At 63.8% G+C, this 24,264-nt stretch carries 15 protein-coding genes; 8 read left to right on the forward strand and 7 right to left on the reverse strand.

The window, feature by feature from the left end; genetic code table 11:
- Positions 1 to 67 precede the first annotated feature (67 nt).
- From LWC34_RS45360 to LWC34_RS45385, 6 genes are all read left to right on the forward strand, one after another.
- Positions 68 to 1,537 carry a DUF3375 family protein gene (locus LWC34_RS45360; protein ID WP_233731479.1) on the forward strand — a complete coding sequence of 490 codons (1,470 nt, stop codon included), beginning with the start codon at positions 68 to 70 and terminating at the stop codon, positions 1,535 to 1,537.
- Positions 1,534 to 2,205 carry a DUF4194 domain-containing protein gene (locus LWC34_RS45365; RefSeq protein ID WP_233731480.1) on the forward strand — a complete coding sequence of 224 codons (672 nt, stop codon included), beginning with the start codon at positions 1,534 to 1,536 and terminating at the stop codon, positions 2,203 to 2,205. Before LWC34_RS45360 ends, LWC34_RS45365 begins: the two co-directional genes overlap by 4 nt.
- The gene (locus tag LWC34_RS45370) at positions 2,202 to 5,603 is read left to right on the forward strand and encodes an ATP-binding protein (protein WP_233731481.1); all 3,402 of its coding nucleotides are present in this window, start codon (positions 2,202 to 2,204) and stop codon (positions 5,601 to 5,603) included. The genes LWC34_RS45365 and LWC34_RS45370 overlap by 4 nt, the downstream gene beginning before the upstream one ends.
- On the forward strand, positions 5,603 to 6,781 hold the full coding sequence (locus LWC34_RS45375; RefSeq protein ID WP_233731482.1) for a Wadjet anti-phage system protein JetD domain-containing protein: 1,179 nt from the start codon (positions 5,603 to 5,605) through the stop codon (positions 6,779 to 6,781). Before LWC34_RS45370 ends, LWC34_RS45375 begins: the two co-directional genes overlap by 1 nt.
- 1,034 nt (positions 6,782 to 7,815) lie before the next feature.
- Positions 7,816 to 8,910, forward strand: a complete 1,095-nt coding sequence (locus tag LWC34_RS45380) for a helix-turn-helix domain-containing protein (RefSeq protein ID WP_233731483.1) — start codon at positions 7,816 to 7,818, stop codon at positions 8,908 to 8,910.
- Positions 8,903 to 10,084, forward strand: coding sequence for a hypothetical protein (locus LWC34_RS45385; protein ID WP_233731484.1), 1,182 nt, complete (start codon positions 8,903 to 8,905; stop codon positions 10,082 to 10,084). Before LWC34_RS45380 ends, LWC34_RS45385 begins: the two co-directional genes overlap by 8 nt.
- On the opposite strand, the gene LWC34_RS45390 is transcribed toward LWC34_RS45385, so the two are convergent.
- Positions 10,044 to 10,694 carry a hypothetical protein gene (locus tag LWC34_RS45390; protein ID WP_233731485.1) on the reverse strand — a complete coding sequence of 217 codons (651 nt, stop codon included), beginning with the start codon at positions 10,692 to 10,694 and terminating at the stop codon, positions 10,044 to 10,046. The two genes, LWC34_RS45385 and LWC34_RS45390, sit on opposite strands and share 41 nt — an antisense overlap.
- Positions 10,695 to 11,048: 354 nt before the next feature.
- Between LWC34_RS45390 and LWC34_RS45395 the strand changes: the two genes are divergently transcribed.
- Positions 11,049 to 11,243 (forward strand): hypothetical protein, encoded by a 195-nt coding sequence (locus tag LWC34_RS45395; protein WP_233731486.1) that lies wholly within the window; start codon positions 11,049 to 11,051, stop codon positions 11,241 to 11,243.
- Between the two features lie 249 nt (positions 11,244 to 11,492).
- On the opposite strand, the gene LWC34_RS45400 is transcribed toward LWC34_RS45395, so the two are convergent.
- The 6 genes from LWC34_RS45400 to LWC34_RS45425 form a co-directional block, all read right to left on the reverse strand.
- The gene (locus LWC34_RS45400; protein WP_250109473.1) at positions 11,493 to 13,478 is read right to left on the reverse strand and encodes a hypothetical protein; all 1,986 of its coding nucleotides are present in this window, start codon (positions 13,476 to 13,478) and stop codon (positions 11,493 to 11,495) included.
- A 1-nt stretch (position 13,479) separates the two neighbouring features.
- Entirely contained in the window at positions 13,480 to 15,909 is a 2,430-nt protein-coding gene (locus LWC34_RS45405) for an AAA family ATPase (RefSeq protein ID WP_233731488.1), read from the reverse strand.
- The gene (locus LWC34_RS45410) at positions 15,899 to 17,422 is read right to left on the reverse strand and encodes a hypothetical protein (RefSeq protein WP_233731489.1); all 1,524 of its coding nucleotides are present in this window, start codon (positions 17,420 to 17,422) and stop codon (positions 15,899 to 15,901) included. The genes LWC34_RS45405 and LWC34_RS45410 overlap by 11 nt, the downstream gene beginning before the upstream one ends.
- The gene (locus tag LWC34_RS45415; RefSeq protein ID WP_233731490.1) at positions 17,403 to 20,708 is read right to left on the reverse strand and encodes a DEAD/DEAH box helicase; all 3,306 of its coding nucleotides are present in this window, start codon (positions 20,706 to 20,708) and stop codon (positions 17,403 to 17,405) included. The genes LWC34_RS45410 and LWC34_RS45415 overlap by 20 nt, the downstream gene beginning before the upstream one ends.
- Positions 20,698 to 22,023 carry a protein kinase domain-containing protein gene (locus tag LWC34_RS45420; protein WP_233731491.1) on the reverse strand — a complete coding sequence of 442 codons (1,326 nt, stop codon included), beginning with the start codon at positions 22,021 to 22,023 and terminating at the stop codon, positions 20,698 to 20,700. The genes LWC34_RS45415 and LWC34_RS45420 overlap by 11 nt, the downstream gene beginning before the upstream one ends.
- A gap of 80 nt (positions 22,024 to 22,103) precedes the next feature.
- A complete protein-coding gene (locus LWC34_RS45425; RefSeq protein ID WP_233731492.1) occupies positions 22,104 to 22,709 on the reverse strand; it encodes a vWA domain-containing protein in 606 nt (201 codons plus the stop codon).
- A 621-nt stretch (positions 22,710 to 23,330) separates the two neighbouring features.
- Between LWC34_RS45425 and LWC34_RS45430 the strand changes: the two genes are divergently transcribed.
- Positions 23,331 to 24,218: a PIN-like domain-containing protein gene (locus LWC34_RS45430; RefSeq protein WP_233731493.1), complete on the forward strand. Its 888-nt coding sequence runs from the start codon at positions 23,331 to 23,333 to the stop codon at positions 24,216 to 24,218.
- The last annotated feature ends 46 nt before the right edge of the window (positions 24,219 to 24,264 follow it).

Below are 24,264 nucleotides of genomic sequence, written 5' to 3' on the forward strand. Positions count from 1 at the left end.
CTTGGGTGTCGTGGCTACTAGGTGCACATAAGGGTTGGCTCGTGGTCTGAGGCTAGGAGACAGGGGCGTGGCGTCGACTGGTGTGACTCCAGAGGAGATAAAGGGCGCGCTGCTGGGCAATGCGACGCTGAAGTTGCTGAAGGCCTACAGCCGTGACTGGGTTCTTCCCCTGTTCGCCGAACATCTTGAGCGTGTCGATGGCTCGGTGTCTGCGGAGTGGTTCCACGAGCGCGTCACTGAGGCTCTTGATCAAATTCCAGATTGGCACGGCGATCGTTTGCCGGCGGAGCACTGCCGGAAGTGGGTTGAGTCGCGTTGGCTGGAAACTGAGACGGAGTCGGGGCGCCTGCGTTACCGGTTATCGCCGCATGCCTTGCGGGCGCTGCGGATCGTGCGGGAGATCGTGGAGGGCGAGAGCAGCGTTTCCGGGGCGCGGTTGGGCAGCATCGCCCATGCGGTCCGTCTGCTCGCGGACATGACGAGTCCTGACCGTGAGGTGCACGTGCGTCGGATCGATAAACAAATCGAGGAGCTGCAGCGCCGACGCGAGGAGATCGTCACCGGTCGAGCGAGGCTGGCGACTATGGAAGAAATGCGACAGCAACTGCGCGAGATCCTTGCCATGACTCGTTCGCTGCCAGCGGACTTTCAGCAACTGCATACGCTGATCGAGGATCGGCACCAGAGCGTCGTGCGGCATGCGATGAGGGACGGGCCGACGAAGGCGGAACTAGTTGAGGAGTACCTCCACGAGAACGACCTACTCGTCAAGACGCCCGAGGGCACGGCTTATCTTGGTTTTTCCCAGATGTTGATGTCGACGCGGCGGTCACATGAGATCCGTGACGACGTTGATCAGATTCTGTTGCAGGATTTCGCCAGGGACCACATGACGCCAACGCAGCGCGAGCAACTGGAAACAATGTTCGCCACGCTGCTCGCGGCTGAACTGCGCGTGCAGAAAAGCTACGTGCGTTGGACGGCATCGTTGCGCCGATTTCTCACCCGTTCGGCGCATGGTCGCTACCGTCGACTGCTGAGCCTGGCTGATCGTGCACTGCATACTGGTGCTGCTTGGGTGGCAAGCGATCCTGGTGCTCGTACCCTCGACACCGATGTCTTGCGGATAGGACCGTACGCGATTACGGACATCTCGCAGACCCAACTGTGGCGAGACCTCGGTCCGCAGCAAATAACAGTTGATGTTGCTTCACAGGCGGCTGCACTCCCGGAAACGGACAGGGCGGCGCTGCGCCTGGCGGCAGGTACGAGTCGTCGTGCGGTGTCACGAACCGTCAATACCTTGCTGCGGGACCGGCCGTTCGTCACCGGGGTAGAGGTCTACGAGGCGACGCCAGCGGAGTTCCAGCGGTTGGGTGCTGTCGTGACTCTGCTTGACCTCGCGATCACCCATGGTCGGGTGAATATCCGCGTCGATGACCAGGTGATTATCTCTGGCGTCCGCGAGCAGGCATTGCGGGTTGTGTTTCCCCATCTGGTTTTTGATCGCGTCATTGACCTTGAGGAGGGCCCGTGAGCTCTGACTGGGGAGATGTCGACGAGGATGTGGATGCCTTTGGGGAACGCGACGGCGACCCATCACGGCTTCCCTTAGAAGCCAAGCGCGCCTTGGTCGTCTTGCTGAAGTCGCGGTTCGTGTCGCGGGCGCAAAACCGGCCCACGTGGGATTCGCTCTTGGCGTACGAGCAGGAGATCACTGGACGGCTCGGCGACCTGTTCCTGGAGTTGGTGATCGACCGGGACTTGGAGGTCGCGTTCAAACGGCAGAATCTCGATGAGGACGCGCCGAAGGTCTTGCGCCGAGAGAAGCCGTTGTCGCGGGACGCCTCGTTCCTTTTGGTGTTCCTTCGGCAGGAGTGGGCATATGCCGCCGACGGCCCTGTGGTAGTTAACCGTTCCCAGGTAGAGGAGTTTCTCCGCGCGTACCGAGAGGAAGGCGACGGCGACCGAGCGAAGTTCGAGCGCCGAGTGAACGCGGCGATTGGCGTGCTCGGCGACATGAAGCTGCTGTCCGTCGATCAGGACGCCGACTACCTGTTCACGGTGTCCCCGGTGGTGGTCCCGTTGATCGGAGTGGATGAATTCACCCAGCTCGAGGCCGCCTATCTGCGCGGGATGGACGCAGCCGGTTCGTCGGCACTGGATGCCGACAACGGCCCTCTTGAGCCGGAGGAGCAGGCATGACACATGGCGGCGACCGTGGTCAGTTCCGCATCGAGAAGGTCCAGATCCTGAACTGGGGCGGGTACTCAGGCTTGCAGGTGATGCACGTGGGCAGGGTCGGTACGGCGATTTTGGGTCCGTCCGGCCGCGGCAAATCAACGCTGCTCGACGCGATGGCATCGGTGATCATGCCGAACCCGCAGGAGTTCAACCAGGCGGCCAGGGACGACAAGCGCGGGAAACGGGAACGAACCGTCTACAGCTATGCCCGAGGGCACACCGACCACAGGCGGGACGAGAACAAGCGCTCCGGTACGACGACCTACCTGCGACCACCGGGAGGACAGGGCTTCGTCAGTGGCACGGCGATCACATGGGCTGACGAGACCGGCGGGCGGGTGACGGTTTTCCGTCTTGCGTGGGTGGCGCCGGATACGGACGGAACCGAGGCGATCGGCGCCGGCACGATGTATGGCTTCGTGCATGACGGCTTCGATCTGGCCTGTCTCAACGGTCTGACCGGCGTGCGGGCTGGCGCATCACCGTTGTCGAAGACCTCGCTCGAACGTCTCATCGACACTGCGCGCGGTGACGTCGTCGATTCTTCCCAGGGGCGTATCCACGCCAAGATGCGCACTGCAATGTCCATGGGCCGCACCGACGAATCACAGCGGCTAGCCATGCACCTGTTGCGCAGAGCTCAGGCGTCGAAAGGCATCTTCAACATCAACGCGCTATTCAAGGAGTTCGTGCTGACTGAGCCGCTCGCCATGGCTCGGTGGGACACCGCACTGGAAGCCTACCGAGAGGCAGCCAAGCTCTACGACGAGTTCGAGTACGCCCGCAAACGCCTGAACACCCTCGACAGCCTCCCGAGTCTGGCGGAGCGATACCGGACTGCGGGGACCGATTACGTCTTCAAGCAGCGTCTACTCGCGGAGCTGGCACCGGGTAAACCGTCTCGGCTGTGTGTCTGGCACGCGGAAAGAGTCTATGACTGGGCTTCGACCAAGATCGACGACAACAGGCTCGCGCACGCCGAACTCGACGAGAAACTCCAGGAAGCGGAACTCCTGGACAGGAAGGCCCAGAACGCGTTCAACGACATCCTGGACACCCTGAAGGCCGCTGGGGGCGATCGGACTCAAACGCTGACAGTTCAGCTGCAGGTGGCGAACACGGAGCTCCGCCAGGTCGAGCAGTACCGCGCGAACCTCATCGCCCGTCTCAACGAATTCCGACTGAACTTGCCGACGTCCCAAGGAGATTTGACCCTACTGCGGGAGAGCATGACACAGATCCTCGATGATCTGCGCAGCAGATTGAGCCAACTCGATCAGGATGCGCACGGGACTCAGGCGGACCTGGCCAATCTCCGGCGGCGCATCAATAAACTGACCACGGAGATCGAACAGCTCAAACGGCGGCGCAGTAATATTCCACCAGACGCCGATGAACTCCGTGTTCGAATTGCATGCGGCGCCCGAGTTTCGATCGAACGGCTTCCATACATTGGCGAACTAATCCAGATCAAGCCAGAACACCGCAGTTGGGAGCGAGCGGTACTCAGCGTGCTGCGCGGGCTGGCGACCCATCTCGCCGTCAACGAGCATGACCTGACCGCGGTACGTGGCTACGTCAACAACAATGACATGGGCCGAGCCATAACGCTCGCACGCGTTCCAGGCGTTCAAGCAGCGGCGTACCCTCTCGACAACACCGTCCCGGCATTGCTCGACATCGCAGATTCCCCTTATCGCGACTGGCTTTTGAAGGAGCTCGTCGAGCACTACTCCTACTGGTGCGTTGAAAGCGACACAGACCTGTACGGCCCGCAACCTGCCGAAGTACGCGGAGCCGTTACTCGCGCTGGAATGCGCACCGGGGATCGCGGACGGTTCGTCAAGAACGACCGCAAGAGTCCCTATGGCTGGATTGGTTGGGACAACCAGCAACTGCGCGCCGACCTGGCCGGTGAGGTCGACTCACTGCAACGCGAGCGTCCGACAGCCGAGCAGAAGGCTGAGACAGCGAGCGCCGCTCGGGACGCGTGCAGAGACAGTATCAAACGGCTTGAAGCACTACACGCCGAAATCACGTGGTCGAGCATTGACGTGACGCCGGCTCATGAGCGGGTAAGTGATCTCGAAGATCAGCTTGCCCGCGCCGATACCCCCGAATCTCGGCAGTTGCGAAAACAACTGGACGACGCGCGTATCAAGGCTGCGACGACGGCCACAGCCGCCGAAAAGATCAAGGACAAGCAGAAAGAACTCAACGATGAGTGGGGAGGCTTGGTCGACGCCCAGGACGACGCGACCAGGATTATCGATGGCCAGCCACGGCTGACCGAAGAAGAACGCCTCCCCCTCGCCCGCCTACCATTTGTCGCACCGACCGACGCCAGCCGGTCGGCGGTCAGACACAGCCGCCATATCGCAGAAAACGACCTCGGCCGTCAGATAGAACAGCACGTGAAGGATCGCCAGTCGCATGAGACGTCGGTGCTGGCGACGATCAAGGCTTATCGGAACATCGACGAGCGCACCGCCCGCGAGATCGACGAGACGATCGACAGCCTTCCTGCGCTGCTGGCAATCCACGAGCAGCTGGTCGCCGACGACCTGCCCAGGGCCAAACAGAAATGGCTCGAGAAAGTCGATCAGGACATGAATCGGCAGCTGCATGCCCTGCTGGTGCAGATCGACGAGGACGGAAGGCAGATCCGGCGCGGCCTGAACCCCATCAACTCCGTGCTCGACGACGTCCCGTTCCGGGAAGGCTCCTCATTGAGCATCGAGACGGTTGACAGGCCGAGCACTGACCTCACGGAATTCAAGAACATCGTCGCTCGGTACACCAGCAACACCCTCCTGCAGAACGTCGTACGCGACGCTGACCAGATTGAGAAGGATTTCCTCCGGCTCCGGCGGGGCCTTGCCCACCTCGAAGACCGCTCTCGCACTGGCGAGGCCTGGCGCAGACGAGTGTTTGACGCCCGTGAGCACGTCGAGTTCCGCGCTATCGAGACTCGGATCGATGGCGCCGAGATCCTCCACGAAGGGGTCTCAGGGATGAGCGGCGGCGAAGGACAAGAGTTGATCGCGTTCATCCTCGGAGCCGCACTGCGCTATCGACTTGGTGAGGGCAGCGACGCCCCACCAACATACGCTTCGCTCGTCCTCGACGAGGGCTTCGTGAAGGCGGACAGCGACTACACCGGCCGCGCGCTTGCGGCGCTTCGTGCGCTCGGCTTCCAACTCATAGTTGGCGCCCCACGTGAGAAAGCGACGGCCTTCGAGGACCATGTCGACACCGTCGCCTACATCAACACCGACCCGAACAATCACGACGGGGTGCGGATCTTCGCCATGACCATCGAAGAAGCCCTCCAGGTCGAGGAGGAGGTGACCCGCTGATGCGAACCCCCGATTACATCCTCGATCAGATCAGAATCCGCTACGACAACAACTGGCGTGATTGGCTTGTCTCACCGCCCGACGCGCTGTCGTTCTCCCTCACTCCGCCGACCGCCCACACGATTGCCCGCAACGCGGACGCCGTCGCGACATGGCTGCGCGCCTGGCAAGAATGGGCGCACGACCACCCCACAGTCCACATGCGCACGGTAACTCGTCGCACCCTGATCGGTACCCAACAGGTCTACACCCACGTGGATCTACACAGTGTCGATTCTCTGGTCACGCTGATCCCTGCTCTTGAGGAACGGTGGTACACAGCGACACAGCGCTACTCCGACACGTCCGTGCTCGGCGTACCGCAGGAACAGCTGAAACCCTACCTCGCCCAAATCGTCGCTCTCGACGACTACGACTTCAGCCTGCTCATCCGCATCGCCCAATGGTTCATCAAGAACCCGAAGTCAGGGCTGACCATACGCCAAGTACCCGTCCCCGGGCTGCACACCAAATGGTTAGCGCGGCATCGATCCCTCGTCCTGGCACTCTTGGGCCTACCTCAGCTGAGCGAAGCCGACGACTGCGACGACGTCGATGTCCGCGATCTTGACGCCCTTGGTCTGCGGCCCCTACCCACCAGCATCGACATCATCCTGACTGACCCTGAAGACCAACAGTCGCTCAGCGGCCTTCGGCACATTCGAGCACCGCTGGCGGAAATTGCCGGCCTTAGGCTGCGCCCACGACAGATTCTCGTCATCGAGAACAAACAGTCGGCCCTTCCGGTTCCTGACTGGCCGGGTGTGGTCGTCATCCACTCGCTCGGAAACTTCCTGGACGCACTTGTCGCCATACCGTGGATCGCATGCGCCCAGGCCTGGTACTGGGGCGATCTTGACCGAGCTGGCTTTACACTGCTTTCCCGGGCGAGAACCCGTCTTCCAGGCCTCACTTCTGTCCTGATGGACCGCGACACCCTCAGTCAGCACATCGACCTTGCCGTCATAGACCCCACAGGGCGCATCGATCCGCCCGACTCAACCCTCACCATCGCAGAGCGCGAAGCCCTTGCTGCACTTACCCATGAAGCCGGTCAACTCCGCCTCGAGCAGGAGCGGATACCTTGGAACTATGTCAACAAAATCCTCGACAAGGTCCTAAGAGGACCAGGTCGGTGACCGTGGCGGGAGCACACGTTGGCGCCCTCGTACTGCTCTTGCGGTCGAGGACGACGACGGCCGGGGCATCTAAAGTGCTTACCCCGCAGCGGACAACAGCTCAGTTGGCGAGCACCTTGCAATGGATCCATTCGTGCTATTGCAAAGCAAATTGCAGTGACGCGCACTCGAGTCGGTCAGCAAGTGCGCGTTGATGACCGACTCGAGTCCGGGGCATCGATGGTGTCCGGCCAGACGGTCGGCCGAGGAGCAAGTGCTGACTTGTCTATCCAGGTTCTCAGTCGCCGCAATGAACTCCGATGACTTTCCGTGCGACAGGCGTGCATGGGGGTGTCGGCGGCCGTTGGCGAGACGTGCTTTGGTTCAAACACAGCAACGGTGGAAAGGCGCGCGGCTGCTGGTTGGGTTCACCTGGAGTAGGAGCGAAACTGGAGCGGCGAACTCACTTGGCCTGCCGTCAACCGCGCTGAGCCGTCCTCAATGGACTGATTACTCGCAGACTATTCTCGGAATACGCAGGTCAAATGTCCTTTGTGGACGCGTTGAGTAAGTGATGAGGTACTCAGCTACGGTTTGCTGGTCGTCGATAGTAAGGCCTGCGCGTTCGCGGGCTAGGACGGTGCTTAGTGCGTTGCGGGCGTCGGTTTCGCTCGGATATCCGCTGCGGCGCATGGTGGTGCGTTTACTGTTGGGAGAGGGCACGTCGACGGCGAATACCCAGGTGTCGTGTTTGGTGCTGGTGACCAGTTGTGGACAGCGGGTGCCGAGTTGTTTGCCGTCTGTGCCCTCGGCAGGCGCAACGGCGGTAGACCCGGCCGCGGTGAGGGTTGTGGCGCATGAGGGTGTCCCTTGTTCGGCGTCGCGTTGCAGACTGGGTGTGCCTTCTGAGGGTGTGCTGGTGAGAGCTGTCGGCGCTCACGTAATTCCCGGCGCCTGTGATCAGCGTGACCAAGTCCGTGTACTCGGCAGCAGCCGTGACGCGTCGGCGCGCTGCGGTGTGGACTGGCGGAATAATTTTGCGTATCTTTGCTGTCGTGGATGCGCATCTGGTCACCGGGGACGGCAACCCCGATCTCTTGGTCGCTGCGCGCGAAGCGCTCGGGTGGACGCAGAAACGGTTGGCCGAGGAGCTGACGAGGCTGTCGGGGGTGAATCCCGAGATCAGTCAGGGCTACGTCTCCCGGGTGGAAAAGGGCTTGCTGTCGGTCTCTGGCGACCGCCTCGACCTGTTCAGCGCGGCGTTGGACGTCACGCCGGACTTCTTGGCTGGCGAAGCGAAGTTGTGGTCGCTGGGCGAGGGATGCCTATATCACCGCAACCGCGCGTCCACAAAAGCGTCGACACTGCGCAGGTTGCACGCTCAGGTCAACCTGCTGCGGCTGTTCCTGCGGCGGCTTGCAGCCAGCTCAACGGTGACTTTGAGGGAATTCACGCTCGCACCGATGCCGGTCGGCGGACTCGACGGTCCTGAGGACGCCGCGCGGGCGCTGCGTCGTGAGCTCGAACTCCCGGACGGGCCGATCGACTCCGTGACCGAGGTCGCGGAACGAGTCGGCGCGCTGGTCGTGCCGATGTCGCTGGGAGGGCGAGAGGTGGACGCGACCAGCCTTCATCCGCCAGGTGAGGCCCCGGTGCTCGTGATCAATACCGACGCACCGACTGACCGCCAGCGGTTCACCCAGGCACACGAACTCGGGCACATCGCCTGCTCGCCCGCGCTCGACATGGACGCAGAGGAGATGGCACAGGCTTTCGCGAGCGAGCTGCTCGCTCCGGCGTCCCAGGTGCGTCCCGAGCTGCTGGCCGCTCCGATCACGCCCGCGCGGCTGCTGCAGCTCAAGGCGCGGTGGCAGATCTCCGCGGCCGCCCTGCTGCGGCGAGCTCTCGACCTTGGCGTGATCACGGATTCCAGGTACCGCTCGCTGAACACGCAGATGTCAGCGCTCGGATGGAAGAAGGCTGAGCCCGAGCCGCTCGCGTCCGAATCCGCCACCGCTGTGCCAGCCCTGGTGAAGGCGGCGGTCGACGCGGCTGGCGGTGTAGACCGCGCGGCAGCGATCGCTGGCACCACGACCTCGAAGCTGCGTGACATGCTCGGCGACGAGCTGTTGGGGGTTCTCAATGACTGATCTGGAAGGTGTCAGCGCTTCTCCGGGCGGTGACGCCCGAAGCGTGGTCGCACAGCTCGCCGACCGTGCCTCACCACGACGTCCGGATGGCAGCGTAGGCGTCCTGCTCAACCGCATGATGGTCTACACCCGCCCGAAACAGGTGCCGAACCTCCAGCCGCACATCAGCACGGAACGCAGCGGGTTCGTCCTCGCCGGTGCGAACACCAACGGCCGCATGCGACTGCTGGAGGATTCGGGCTACGACGGCGTGGTGCTCGTCGATCCCGCGGCCTATGAAAAGCACGTCGCCACGCCTGACGCGCCATTCTGGATCCCAGAAGACCAGATGCTGCCGATGACGTTGGACGAGATGCTCAATCAGCAGCTGGTGGCTGGTGTAACGGCGGCGATCACACCAACCAAGTTCATCAGAGCCGGTGACACCGACTCGTTGAAGGCGGCCGCCCGGCAGGTGAAGGCCTTGGGGCGCAACGACGTCATCTTCGCCGTGCCGCTTGACGTCTCGTTGCTGGACCGCCGGTACATCCGCCAGGTGACGGCGATCCTCGTCGACGTCGGACGCCCTGTTGGTCTGGTGCTGGGCGGGCAGCTGGATCCGTTGACCCACGCGGCGAGCCGGATCATCCAGAATCTGCGACTGCTGGCCGCAACGATCGATCTCTTCCCGATGCGGACGGACTTCAACGCGTTCGACTTGGTGGCGCACGGAGCGTTCGCCGGAGCGATCGGCATTAGTGGAGCGGTTCGCCACGCTGTGGAGCCACCACAGCCCGCGTTGTTCATCGTGCGCGACCCGTCTCCCAGCGTGCTCGTTCCGGAGCTGATGTGCTGGTGGAAGGGCAGCAAGTTGGGAAAGTTGTTCGGTGCCCGGCAGAACTTGATCCCGCGGTGCCCGTGTGCAGTCTGCGGCTCGAAACGATTGTCCCGCTTTCAGCGCCAAGCTGACGAGAACGAAGCGGTGGCGCACGCGGTGGCGACCTGGTCAGGTTATGCCACTGACATGTTGGACGCGCCGACAATGCGGCTGCGTGCGCAGTACTGGAAGAACATCTGCACGGCCGCCCTGGAAAATCACGTGATGTTCGCCAAGCAACTCAAGCGGCCGAAGCCGATCAAGCCTCAGACGCCGCTCAAGGTGTGGGCCCAGTTGCCGCTGTGGCTGACCGATTAGCCTTGATCGAAAAATACCGATAGACCTGCTCGCAGAACCACCACCACGCGGTCGTGGGTTGCCAGTCGGACAACGGTTCCGGTTCGAGCACGGTAGTTGGCGCCGATCGCGGGCCGATGGCGACTCCGACACCGTAGAAGGACGCCTCGGCCAGTGCCTCGGTCGCGTTCGGTGGCGTTTCCGGCACGACGAACATACGAGGGACGTAGGAAGCGAACTCGGACGCACGCTCCAAGCCATCGCGCCACCGCGACGCGTACACGACCGCGAGCGCCGGTGTGACGGCCGGTGAGACGAGCCGCGTCACAGAGGCGTTGTCGATCTGCACGACGCCGACCGGAGCCCGGCGCAGCACCCGAAGGACCGCAGAGCTCAGGGACGAGAGAGATACCGCGACGTCTGTCGGGAGATCCATCAGGACATCGAGCAGCTCCATCGACCTGAGATCGGCCAGACCGGCGCGCCGCCGTCGCTCGTGCTCGATGTCGTTGCGCCGGTGGACAACCGTCGCCGTGGTGCCGAAGATCCGCACCTTCACCGAGTGCGCCTCGCGCAGGTCAAGTGCGGTGCCCGGCTCCACGTGGATCGTGTTCGCCAGCGGTGAGCTCATCGTCGCCGGCTCGATGCTGCGGGGAAGGGACAGGGAGCGGTTCGCACGGCGTGATCCTTCCCTACGCGTGCCAGGCTCGCCCGCTAAGGGGCAACTCGCATTCTGGCCTGCGTATTGCATCCCTCTATCGAACGCCCGTTCGACAGAGGGATGCAATACGCCAACTGGCGGAGTCAGTCCGTTGTCGCGATGCGACCACGTCGAGTTCGTGAGCCAACGACTCCTTGGCCAGGCGGAGGACTAAGACTCGGTTGGATCGGATGGCGCGTGGTCGACCCGGGCGTGTCGGTCGCGACATCTTCGCGTGGGCGTCGGTGGAGCAGATTGCGGTGCCAGCGCAGGGATCGTGTCTGGGTGCACCAGCAGCCGGAGCCTGTGCAGGATCGGGCGTGGGTAGGCGGTGCGCAGCGCGGCGAGCAATGCCCGGTCAGCGGCTCGAAGCGCATCCTGGTATCGCCGAGTTGCCGTTTGCAGTACCCCGATTTGATGGCGCAACCCGAGGAACTCGGTGTCTTTGTCCTGGGTGCTCATCGGGAGCAGTCGCACTAGGGCGAAGGTGTTGGAAAGGCCGAGGTAGGCGAGTCGCAAGCAGCACCGCCGGTCATCCTGCCGTAGGACCGTAAGTGGGCGGTGCTGATTCACCGTGTACTGCATTTGACCAGCGCGCATGAGACTTTCGGCAAGCGCAGGGCCCTTGGCTCTGTGTGTGTTCCGGTGGCCGGATCGAGATCAGCGCCTTTGCATGGCCTAGGAGCGGCCGGTTTCGCGGCGGAGTTCATCGGATCCGTGGCGGATAGTTCAGCGTCGTTGCTTCGGCGGGTCCCCTCCGGAACGTCCGGGCGGGGCGAACGTGTGGCCCGGGCGCGGTGTGCAACCACAGTTAGGGGCGTCGGCGCAGTGGTCGCACCAGCAGCAGCGGAAGCGGGGAACCGGGTGATCGCTCGGCGCCGCACAGGGCTCTGCCAACAGGTCGGCGCCGGCGGTCATGTCGAGGCGGTCGCCGTGCTCCGTGTCGACCACCGCGTTGCGAGGCCAGAGGAACGGGTACCGCTCGTGGCAGTTACCGCACGGGTTCAGCCCCCAAGTCGTGGAACACGAATCGCATCGGCAGACGAAGGTGTCATCGGGGCGCGCCGTCATCACGGCGCGGCCGTTGGGACACAACGGACAAGTGTTCAGCACGGCCAGCCGTCGGTCTGCTTCGTCCAGTTGGTCGATGAAGTGGCGCAGTTCGTTGTCTCCGCGCATTCGTGGCGGGTCTGACTTGTTCGCTGTGGTGAGCGCGGCAAATTCCGCGTCGTCCGGCCGACGCAGGATCTCCACCTTTCCCCGCGCGCCGACGCGGTACCAGTCCGCGTCGGGCAGCTTGACCTGGGAGAGCAGGACGACGGGGTATCCCGAGACATAGCGGGCAGCCTGAAGTGGCCAGCGGAGTGCGCGAGCGAGGCGTTCTTCACCCTCGATCTCCACCGGGCTGATCGGCACGATCCCCCGCTGCGACGAGTGCAGCACCGACCAAACCTCTGGTGTGAGCTGACGGCGTTCGTCACGAACGCCGGGGTACACGATGATCGCGTTCTCCACGCTGCAGATCTGGTCGATCCACTTCCGCCGAGTGTTGTCGGGAACTGGCGCCGTGAGATTGTGGCAGAGCGGGACAACTCTGGTCAGAGCCTTGCCTTCGACCGAGATCGTAAGGCACCCTGCGCGGTCGATCGTGCAGACGAGGACTTCTCCGTTGCGGTGCAGACGGACTGGTACGTCGACTCCAGGCAACGGCGTGTCCCCGTCCAGCGCGTAGCCCAGGATGATCAACGCCCGAATGGTCAAGAGCGCGACGTAGGTGTTGTAGGCGCTGAAGAAGCCCGCATCATCTTCGCGGCGACGATCTGCTGTTGCCGTTTCGTGTACCGCCCACGTCTCCCATAGTTCGCCGACCTTGCGGTATCGCCGCTCGTTGACGAACAGGTTCGTGCGGACGAGACGTAGCGGCAGGCGGATCCGGCGGTTCGCCTGCCGCATGACCGTGGACCCGAAGAGGATGCGAAGGCGGGTCCGCAGCTTGGTGAACGTGTCCGCACTTTCGCGGATGGCGGCGGTGGACGCTGTGCGGTCCTCCACGGCCGTCGCGATGAGTCGCGCCGTGCGCTCGTGCTTGCGCCAAGACTGCCTATTGCCGAGTGCACGGTCGTATTCCTCAAGATCGGCTATGCCTGCAGCCAGGAGCGCCAGTTCCCGCAGCCGCTTTCGCAGGTGCTCGTCCAGCCGATCGACCAGTTGCGCTGCCACGCGGTTCTCGTAGAAGTCGAAGTCGTCCACGTATCGAGTGGACAGCACTCGCAACGGCTTTAGTTCACCGTGCTCGATGCCACCCCAGTCCTCCGAGTGGCTTGCTAGCCGGGCGAGGCCGGCGGGCGGCACACGGCGCGCCAGACCCGTGCGCACCAGGTGCGTCTTGTGGTCCAACCGGGCTTCTGGCCGACGGCATACGTCGGCCAACATGTCGATCCCTTCCAGCGCCGCCAAGTCCAGCTCGGTCAACGATGCTCTCGCGGAGGTATCGGGAACAAACAGGTTGGCGCCCAGCCACTTCCCCGACGAGTCGTGTTGCCTCAGCTCGTTTACGACGGTGACGACAACCGTCATGACGAGAGGGTCCGGGCGCCCGTTGTCATCACAGGGAACAGGGGGACCGTCCTCGGCTCGCCCCACGTACCTGCCGAGCAACGGGTGCTCGTCGACCGGATTGACCTCGCCCCTGAAGCGGTCGTACGCCTCCAACACGTCAGCCTTCCCGTCGCCGGCGTTCTTCGTCGAACACGCGTGTGCTCCGAGTGGGCAGACCAGCCATGCCGTTTGCTTCCCAGTGCAGCAGCACTGAATCCTGGAGCGCCTCAATGCGTTCCGGCGTCACGTCGTACCTCCCCCTGATCGCTCGGAGCACTTTGTAGGCGAGGAAGTGGTCGGCTGCCAGGGCGAGTCCGTCCTGGTCCGCATCGTTGTAGTCGTGGTGCTCCGAGGGGTGCTGACCTTGCCGCGCCGCGACTACCACGGGGACGAACTTCCGCAGCTGCTCCTCGACACGAGGGCTCATCTGGACGCGTCCCTGCTCCCAGAGATCGCCAGACAGGTCGTGGATCAGCTGACGTACCTTCTTGACCGCGTCTTGGTGCACGTCCCGGGCCTTCGTGAAGGCCTTGTACAACGCGTCAGAGGAATACGGCTGAACGCTGCCGCTGTTCTGGTTCGGGACCTTCGGGCGATGGGACGGGAGCTCCATCAGGTGAGCGCGGTTGTAGGTCTTGTCAGCGAATTCGAGAGTGGACTCGTCCTGGTTCGCGGTGCCGATGAACCACACGTTGCCTGGCAGGCGCAGCCCGATGCCGTTTTCGAACTGCGCGGGTGGGCGACCGGCGCTCGAGCTCACGAGCTGAATGGCCTTGCCGTCTTCGTTTTCGAGCTTCGACAGCAACACCGAGAAGTACTGCTCAGGACGGGACAGGTTCATCTCGTCCAGAACGATGAAGAAGGGCCTGTCGCGATAGCGAGGCGTTCCTGCCCGGTACAACGCCTGGAGGAAGTCGCTCTCCTCGAACCTGTGCTCGAACGTGTTGTGATGGCCGAACAGGTCGGTGCGATCCCGCCACCCCGCCTGGACTTCGACGACCGCGCAGTCGGTGTGCAGTGCCGTGGCGAACGCTTTGGGAAGCGACGTCTTGCCGATGCCGCTCATGCCTTCCAGCAGGTGCAGGCGTGCCATCGCGAGGCCGCCGAGGAACACGGCGATGTCGTTGACGCGGTAGGCGCGTTCGCTCTCGCGGAACATGGTGGACTGGAGGGAACGAGCGAACGAGGACAGGTCGATCCCGTCGTCAAGCAGGACACCCGGATCGTTCAACATCGCGTTGTCGTCCATGCTCACGCACTGAGGGAACAGGGGAGAACGCGGGTCGGGGCGGTCCTTGTAGATAGTCTCGATGGTGCGCTGCAGCTCGGCGATGCGGGACTCGTAACCGCGGGACATCACCTCGTAGTGGTGCTCGGCGTCCTCCAGCTGCCGAACCTTGAGGTTGTTGATGCTGTTTGCCAGCACGTTCCCCTTGAGCTGCTGCAGCGCGAGAGACAGGCGTTCGCGCTCGTTGCTCAGCTCGCGGTTGCGTTCCTCCACTGAACGCAGGCGTGCCAGGTCGTCGTCGTTTAGCCGCGCGGCGATCTGGTTTCGCAGCTCGGAGTTGGCCGTGCGCAGGCTCTCCAGCTCGTCCAGCAGGCGAACGGGATCGGTGGTTCCGAGTTTGAGCAGCGCCTTTTCCAGCTCGGTCAGCCGCCGGCCAAGGTCCGCGTTGAGCTGTTCTGCCGCCTCCGCGCGGATGGCGGTCAGGTGCGTCTCGCGTTGCGCGTCGGAGACTGCCACGGCCGCAAGCGCCTCGACTTCGGCTTCCTGTGCTGATTCGCGCCTGCTGACAGCGATCTCACGCCCGAGGACGGTGCGCCGGTCGAGCGTGATCTCCTCGCGCTGTTTCTCCAACGCGGTCTGTTCGTCAGCTAGCCGGGCGCGAGCACGCTCTACCTCCGCCCGCATGCTGTTGAGCTGCTCGGTAATCAGGTCTTCGTGCTCCTCCAGGCGCTCCACGGACTTGGAGCGCTCCAGATCGAGCTCCTGGTCGAACTTCGCACGCCGTTCGGCTAACTCCTTGTCCAGTTTCAGCCGCGCGGCCTGAGCGGCGGAACGGAAACCTGTTTCAGCATCCTCTTCGAGGACGCGGACGCGTTCCTCGCGTTCGCGCAGTTCTGCGATCTTCTCGGCGGCTTGAGTGCGCAGCTCTTCCGCGTCGGAGCTGGCCTGCGCCGCATCCTCTCTATCCGCGTCGATGGACAGTTCACGTTCCGCGAGACGCTCCTGGAGTTGCTTCGCGGAACGGGTGCGTTCGTCGGCAGCGGTCGCGGCGACCTCGTAGAACTTGCGCCTTTGATCCATGACGTCGAACGCCCTCTGCAAAGAACCCTCCGGGTCGTCTTCCGACCACACCGGTGGAGGCAGTTCTTCCGCCTTGGCGGCATTGAGGATTTTGGGATCCTGCGTGCTCGCGAGGTTCAGGAACATCTGCACCTCAGCGGCGTCGTCGGCCGCCGAGTTGGACGGTGCCCCGCCGTGGTGGTTCCTCGGGATGGGAGGGTTCGCACGCCTGCGCGAGGCGCTCTTCTTGTTACGGGACAACGCTCGGTTCCTTGGTGGTGGTGGCTTGGAGAGGCCGGCCCAGGAACGCCGCGACGGTGTCCTGGGTCAACCGCGAGGCGGACTCCGCGTACTCGTGGTTGAGCTTGACCGGACTGTGCGCCACGTCGTTGCGGTCGCCCGACAACGTGGTCAGCTCGGTCAGCAGGTGGGGATGCGCCTGAGCCAGGCGCCGGACCGGGTGGTCGGCAGCCCCGTGGACGGCGGACAGGACGCACAGGGCCAGCAGCACGGGTGTGTTGGGGTGCTGGAGCCGGTCCAGGTTCTTCTTGAGGGAGGAGAGCTCGGCCTTGCGGATCGGTGTCTGCTCGGAGAACGGCATCCTCAGCTGCCGGCAGCAGTTCCCTAGGAAGGCGGTGAGCGGCTCGCGCTGGCCGTCGAGGCACGACGCCGGCGCGGGGTGCCGCACCACGATGTCCCGCAGGATGGTCTCGTGCGCTTGCCAGGCTCTGTGCACCACCGAGTTGATCTCCGCTTGGTGGTCGCCGGGAAGTTTCGTGCGCTGTAAGTCGCGTTCCATGAGACTGAGCAGCTCGACCAGCACGGGGTACTCCCGGATGCGGACCGTGAACCGCGCCTCGAGCGTCTCGGCGAACTGCCTGCGCAGGTCCACGTCCATTCGATCGTAGTCCTGCAACAGCGCGTCGCTGCGCCTGCCCACGAAGCTCTCGATGCGCAGGCGCAGCGGCTCGGAGTGCTGCATCCTGGTCGCGATCAACCGTCGTAGGTAGTTGCTCGGTTGTCCCGTCATGGTGTTGCAGGCCGACCAGCTGACGGTGTCGACGGTGTCGTCGCGGCGTCTCTCGAGGCGCAGAACCAACGGCACGTAGGTGGCATCACCACTGCCGACCAGCGACACCCGCGACACGACGCGGTCGGGAATCACCCCGGCTCTCCGGCGACGTCCCCTGTCCCGCCCTGAACTCGAGCTCCTGGCGACGGCATCCAGGATCTGTTCGGCTTCAGGCGGGGCGACGTCACCGGCGCCCGCCAGATCCACGCAGAAGGCGTTCTTCGTCAACGGGGACCCGGTGGTGCGCAGGTTGAGGCGTACGGTCCTGGCGCTCTGCCAGCTCGATCTCACCCACGTCGGTGTCGACGTGGCAATGGGCAGCAGACTGCCCGTGAACAGGTCTTGGAACACGTAGGTGACCACGTTGGAAGTCGGATCGACGAAGCCGTCCCGCAGGGCTGCCCGCCCGGCCAGGGTCACCCCACCGTGACGGTCGAGGTACTGGTACGCCTTGAGGTCCGACACGACCAAGTCGACCAGGTCCGGCTGCAGCTTCAACAACCCCGCGATCTCGAGGGAGCTGCGCAGGCCCGAGCGGGACAACCCCAGCACGGCCGACTGGAACACGTTCAGCTCCGGGTCGCGCATCATCGGTGAGACAACGCGATAGCGCATCGTCGGCCAGAGCACCCACCGCTGCGGTCCGGCGTAATCGACGTGCTTCGGGAGCAGAACAGGGGAATCAGGACCGAACACCGCCACCGTGCACCCCCTGACAGAATTCGAGGAAGCCGACGATGCCCTCGGCGATCGAGCGGTCAGGATCGCCGGGCACGTCCGGCATCGACCCGCGGCGAGCCATGGCCGCGTCGCCCACCGCGATGAGCAGCCTGCGTTGCCTGCTCATCGCGACGCACATGCGGCTGTCGCTCAGCAGGTGGCCGTAGCGGCGGATGGCTTCCACCCGGTCACCGGGATCTTTGGCGGGCTTGCTGCTGCGCGTGACGGACAGCAACACCACGTCGAACTCCATTCCCTGGAAGGCGTCCACCGTGCCGACGCTGAGCCTCGGCTTTGGCCGGCTGCCCGAGGTGAAGGCCATCCCGGTGACGGGCCTGAACTGGTCCTGGTCGTCCTTCCAGCCGAGACCCGCGGTGATCAGCTGTTCCTCGATCTCGTTCTGCTGTTCCCGGTAGAAGGTGATCACCCCGAACGTCATCTTCCGCTCGTGGTCGGCGGCCGCGAGGTCGCGCAGCTCGGCAGTGAGCCGGGCTGCTTCTACCGGGCGGGCGTAGCTGGTTCCCACCCGCTCCTCGTTGCCGCTGCTGCCGGGAACGTCGATCCAGGCGGCGGTTTTACCCGCGTAGTCGACAAAACGATGTGTCAGTTCTGCTGTCGACGGGTGGGAAGAGATCGCTTCCGGTCCCCCGTAGAAGGTTCGGCTGACGAAGCGGCCGAGCGACTCGTGCATGCGGAACTGCATGTCGAGCCGGATGGTGCGGACAGCCGGGCGTTCGGCTGAGAAGGTGTCGAACCACCTCTCGAACAAGCTCTTCGTCAAGGAGGCGCTTCCGGCTCCTCGGTTTTGCCGGAGTTCGCGCTCGATCTTCTGCTCGAGGGAGTGCGGCAGCTGCTTGTGGTCACCGACCAAGATGATCCGCTTGCGCGCGCAGGAGAGCGGAATCATCAGGTCCAACGGGTTGGCTCGCGCGGCTTCGTCCACGATCACCGTGTCGAACACCGGGAGTGGCGCGTCGAGGATTCGGCTCATCTCGTCCGACTTCGCCTGCTGCACGGTCGCCGCCAGTACGGCGTTGTACCGGGTCAGCGTCTCCTCCACCAGACCGAGGTCCTGCTGAAGAACCTCTCGATAGGTGCGGAGGACCTCGTCGACCCCGTCGCCTGACTCGGCGTGCGCCTCGTCGACGGCGTCCGCGACGTCCTGCAGAAGCGAGTCGACGTCGGGGTCGTAAGTCGGTGCGCGCCCGATGAACAGTCCTGATCGCAGGCTGTCCAAGAGCCGGCCCTGCAGGGCTTCCAGTTTCGCGAGCACCTCTGGTTCCGAGCCGGTGGCGGCGGACGCGGCGGAGAGAATGTCCCTCCCGGTCGCGTCCAGCAGACCGAACCGGTCGAGGGCCTGCAACGCGAAGGCGGCTCGCTGAGGGCCGTCGTCGTCGAACGCCGTCTTGGTGGTGCGCAGTGACCGGATGACCCCGGCCGCTTCGCGACGGTCCGCGGCGGGCAGTGCCGAGCTGAACTGCGATCGGGCGACCACCTCGGCGCGCATCCTGTTCAACTTGCTCAGCAGAACCGGTGGCAGGACGTCCTCAGCGGCCTCTCGAACCTCCCGCAGCAGGTCGGCCAGATCCGCGTCGTTGGCTGGCTGGGTGTGGTAGGCGGACACCATCCGGCGCACCTGGACCGCTTTGTCCCGGCCGATGACCTCCGGCTTGTGCTCGGTTAGGTAGGCGTCTAACTCGGTGAGCACCTCGTCGCGCCACTCGCGGACGTTCGTGAGGTTGACGTCGCGCGAAGGACTGACCCTGGTGGGCGGCAACCCGTGGTGTCGCGCTCGGCCGGTCACGTTGTCCACAGCGGAGTGCTGGAAGCTGCTGATGAGCGTCCGGTGCATCGGGATCGTTCTGTCGCCGAGCCGGTCGAGGCAAGCGAGGAGCGCGGTGATGAACTGGGTCTTGCCTGTTCCCGGAGGTCCTTGCACCAGAAGGATGTCCGGTGTAGCCACCGCCATCCGCAACGCGTCGAGCTGAGTGCGAGTCGGCTCGTTGTCCCCGAACACCGCTCTCACGGCAGAGGTGAGGACTTGCTTCGTGTTCTTGAATTCCCGCAGGGAACGGGGGATCGACGCGCCCTCCAAGAGCAGGCGGAGCTCCGGCATCTCTGCTTGGTTGTTCTCGATGCGCTCGCGCGCGTCATCGCGCCTGACCAGCCGAGTCCGGTCCCCGGTCAGAGACTTGTACAGGTATCCGCTCGGCTCGGGAACCCGATCCTCGTCGATCGCCAGGAACACCGTCCGATCCGACAGACCGACTCCCGCCAGCGAGCCGTGCACCGAGCGCAGCCGTCCGCCCTTGCCGCCCTTGAACTCGCCGGGGAGCAAGTCCGAGCACTCCAGCTCGATTGTGGACGAGGCCTGGGAGAGCTGGGCGAGGAATGTCTCGCTCTGGCTGCCTTCAGCGAGGTCGAAGCGCCACCGCCCTGCGGTGTGGACAGTGCAACCCCGGTACCTCACCCACCCGAGCGATCGAGCGTCGTCGAGTAGTGATTCGCGCTCGATCTCGTTGTAGTCGTTCCACAGCTCCAGATACGACTGGCCACCGGCGTCGAGTCCGGCGAGCGCTGCCCGGATCATCTCCGACGTGACCGCGGTCGACGTGCGGTCGACGAACTCGACGTTGACGGCGCTCATCCGCGGCCAGCGGACATCGGACCTGTTCGCGGCATCTGTCATGCGCACGATGCGCATCTGGTCGTCGCGGACGGCGACGTCCGCCACCCACCGCCGGCCGTGCATTCGGAAGCCGGAGGCGAAGCCCGTCTCGCCGGGACCGCTGGTGTGCACCAGACGCGGCAAACCTCCCTCCTCCTGGGGAGGAAGGGTGAACTCCTCGCAGAGCCACTCCCGTACGGTCCGGAAGTCCGTCGTGGTCGATCGGCACGCGGTTCTGACCTGTTCGGCGACCGCGTCCTCGACCGAAACCACCAGCTTGCCGGGCACCTGGGCCTCAGCGAACTGGTGACATTGGAGGCCGATCTCCCGTGCTCGAGTCACGTGGGTGACCCAGGTGACGACGGTCTTTCCCGGTGCCTGGAAGAAATCCACCACCGCGCGATCGGCTCTGACCGGTAGCGATGTCCGGTCCGGCAGCGTCATCACCAGCCCGCCGCTGACGACCGACACGGCCACCTCTCTGCTGGGCACGGTCCGTTTGTTCATGATGTTCGTGAAGAGTGCTGGCAGGGGACGGGAGCCGGGATCGTTTACCTCGGCCAGCCAGGAGTCTCCCGTGGTGAGTTGTTCAGCGAGCACGACCGCTCCCGTTCGAGGCAGGGCTGACGCGCACAATCCGGTGTGGACGGTGCTCGGTGCCGAAATGAATGCTCCACGGCGCGGCTGCGTTGTCCTTCGCCTTCGTGCCGGGGAAGAACTGCATTCCGTTGCCCCCTCTGGGCGGCACGCGCCTGATGGCCCGCGTGTCGAGGTTCTGGACGCGGATGTTCTCGCCGCCGTCCCATTTGAGGGAGAGCACGGGGCGATTGGGGTCACCGGGTGCCAGGTGGGTCGTGCGCGCTCTGATCACGAGCTCGACGTCTTTCTGAAGCACGTGGGTCAGTTCGTTCCTGGGGAGTACGACGGAGGCGAACTCGCCGAGCCTGGGAAAGCGCTCCTCAACGGTCACGACCAGAGCAGCGGGACGCTTCATCTCACACCACGGGCAGTACGCTGACACAGCGAAGTATGTGTGAGGGCAGGCAACACACCGCACGGTGCGTGCGGCGGCCGTCCAGAGCGCGTCCGCCCACTCGCCTGCCGAAGGACGGGCGTGCGGATCCGTCATCCCGGCTTCGAAGGTCCGGGCGAACAGGTCGCGCAATCGCGCTGTGGTGACTTCCACTGCCGGAAAGCCCGACGTGGTCCTGTTGAGGGCGTCCGAGCTGTGGTCGATCCACGGAATGCGGCCGTATTGAGCGTCGACTTCGTACTCGACCGGCCCTTCCATCACGTGATCGCCGTACAGGGGGTGGTTGGTGGTGAGCGTCTCGTAGGCGATGACAGCGAACGAGTGCATGTCCGAAGAGGCGGTGTTCCCACTGAGCCTCCGCAGCAGTTCTGGTGCCGTGTAGTCCTGCGTGGCCAACGGTGTTGCGGCGGTGGTGCTTTCGGTCTGCAAGTTGTCCGCGTCGATCAGCCACACCTCGGTGAAGGCGGCGGTGCTGGAGACGAGGATGTTGCCGGGGGACACGTCACCGTAGACGATGCCGCGTTCGTGAAGGGTGCGGAGGACCTCGGCGCACCGCGCCAGCAGCACCAGCCTGCGAGATAAGCCACCGTGTTCGGCGTACCACTGCTCGATGTTCTCTTTGGGAGCGTTGCTGATGCTTCTCCAGGCGACCATGTCGTGGAGAAGCTCCATCACGTAACCGAAATGGGGCGTGGCCAGCGGTTCCAGTGGACGGCAGATCGGCACGTCGTCGAGGGGTAGCCACCTGAGCCTGTCGAGTTTGCCCGCCACGTCCTCGGTGGAGGTCTCCGACGTATGCTTGAAGATCTTCACCGCGAGCTGGTCGTTATCGGTCCGGAACACGACCCCTTCGCCACCTTCGCCGAGTGGCGCATCGGTCATGAGCCTGAGGTTGTGTCCGCTGCGCCCGCGGACCTCGGACGGCCAAGTCGACGGTGAGTCGGTACTGGGTTCAGCCATGGTCAGGCGAGGTCCTCCAGCTGGACGGCCCGCTGCCCCGTTCGTTCCAGCAACTGGCCTGTCACCGTCGCGGTGACCCAACGGAAGTTCGCGGCGATCTCGTGAGTGTGCTCAGTGGTCATCACAGCTTTTCCAGGTGTGCTGAAGGACTCCAGCACGCGCTGGGAGTCACTGGTCCGGTCTACGCCGATGCCGACGGACAACCTGAGCGCCGATCGTCCGTTCTTGCTCTCGAGCAGGGCCGCGAGCGGCTGCTCCCACTTGTCCGTCGGTGATCCGTCCGACACGAGCACCAGCGTCGGGGGAAAAGCCCGTACCGGCACCTGTTCCTGGTCCTCCAGCAGGCTCGTCGCCAGCTGCAGCGCTTGTCCCAGGGGCGTGCCCCCGCCCGCCACCATGTCCGTCCAGTCCAACTGGCCGGCCGGTGTCATCGGCTGGTGGAGCATCGCTCCGGCACCGCCGAAGGTGATCACGGCAGCGCAGATCTGACCACGAGCTGAATCCTCGGCCGCGAAACTGCGGAACATCATCGCGATGCTGTTGTTGAGCTGCGCGACCTTGTCGCCGATCATGCTGCCGCTGATATCGGCCAGCACGATGACGGGCATCGGTCGCGCTGCCCGCCGAGCGCTACCCGACAAGCGCGGCGAAGCCGGGCCACCCACGGGATCGGCCCCATCAGGCGAGTTTGACACCCCTTACCCCCTCGAATCAACGCGTGACATGTGTTGTTCAAAGCCGCTTAGAATGCGGCTCGCTGTGTATCCCTGTCAAGGTGCGCCTTGACAATTCCCATGAGATCGAGGTGATGGCGGGCGCAGTCGACCCGCTCTCTCCATCTGTCAACTCCTGGGCCGAGTCCATATTCATGGCTCACGTCGCAGTTGACCTTAATCTACTGTTCCCAGTAGGAGCGAACACCTAGATTCGTAGAAGATGGCATCGCCGCAGGCAAAACTGGACATGCAGTCAGACCCTAGAACCCGGAGCTGTTGCCCTGTGGGATGTCGGTCGGTTGTGTCAGATGGGAAGGGTCTCAAGGATGTTACTTGAAGAGTGGAATTCTTGGCATGTGCCTGCAGAACCAGGAGCGTGTCGCCGTCGTGTCCGACTAGCAGTGCCGGACACAAAAGTTCTGCTCAACATGTACATGTACAGCGTCCAGGCGCGAACCGACTTTCTTGGGAGTGCTTCGTGCGCTCCGGCCCCAACCTCTGGGTTTCTGAGAGGTGCTTCACGAGTTCTGGCGTAATCGTGAGTCGGTATTGCGCAATCCACGTGGGACTCCCGAGACGCTGAAGCAACTGGATAACCAGCGCAGTAAAGCGTTAACCCAGATCACACAGTGGGTGAAAATCGCTTCTTTGTCCACTCAGGACATATCCACGGTGGTGCGCACACTGCGGGTGGCGTTCGACTCCGTCCGCGATGCTATCGAGGAGCATGAAGACAATCAAAACGACTTGTTCGCAAAGGACACTAACGCTGATCCGCTCATCGGTGAGCTGGAACAGATCTTGGATGGCAGGGTTGGCCCGCCGTTGCCTCAGGAAGAGCTTCCCCATCTGATCGAGGAAGGGAAGCGACGGGTCGAAGCTGAGATCGCACCTGGCTTCAAAGACGTCAAGGCCAAAGGAGTCGATGGAGCTGTCGGCGACTTCCTCGTATGGGAGCAGGTTCTCAGACAGGCCAAGCTCACGGGGCGTGACGTGCTCCTCGTGACGGCGGAGAACAAGCCTGACTGGTGGCGCATGGTGCGAGGCGAGCTGCGTAGCCCACATCCAGACTTGATCAAGGAGCTTCGAACGCGCGCAGGCGTGGACATCTACATGCTTCAGCCCCAACGTTTGCTTGATCATGCGATGGCAGCGCTGAAAGTTTCCGTGCACGAAGGATCGTCGGAATCAGTCGCCAGAGTTGGTAGTTCTGTTGCTGGTCAAGAGGATCTGTCGACCGGTGGTTGGAGTGCGGAAACCCTGACTGAGTTGTTGAGCCGTCTTGATCAGGAGTATCGGGTGCAGGCGGCGGCGATTCGCAAGGCCGGCAAGCAGGGCGGCCGGATTAGCCGCGACGAGGTGTATGAGCTAGTGCCGCATCAAGCAACGTTGGCGTTGTAATCGCGTCGCGTGGACGTGGTGCTTGGTGATGGTCCAGGCTTGGCCG

The sequence above is a fragment of the Kibdelosporangium philippinense genome, assembly GCF_021390435.2.
Taxonomy (GTDB): Bacteria; Actinomycetota; Actinomycetes; order Mycobacteriales; family Pseudonocardiaceae; genus Kibdelosporangium; species Kibdelosporangium philippinense.

Coding starts and splice junctions, on each gene's coding strand:
- LWC34_RS45370 (WP_233731481.1), top strand. CDS start 2,202: ATGACACATGGCGGCGACCGTGGTCAGTTCCGCATCGAGAAGGTCCAG.
- LWC34_RS45375 (WP_233731482.1), top strand. CDS start 5,603: ATGCGAACCCCCGATTACATCCTCGATCAGATCAGAATCCGCTACGAC.
- LWC34_RS45385 (WP_233731484.1), top strand. CDS start 8,903: ATGACTGATCTGGAAGGTGTCAGCGCTTCTCCGGGCGGTGACGCCCGA.
- LWC34_RS45390 (WP_233731485.1), bottom strand. CDS start 10,694: ATGAGCTCACCGCTGGCGAACACGATCCACGTGGAGCCGGGCACCGCA.
- LWC34_RS45420 (WP_233731491.1), bottom strand. CDS start 22,023: ATGACCGATGCGCCACTCGGCGAAGGTGGCGAAGGGGTCGTGTTCCGG.
- LWC34_RS45425 (WP_233731492.1), bottom strand. CDS start 22,709: ATGCCCGTCATCGTGCTGGCCGATATCAGCGGCAGCATGATCGGCGAC.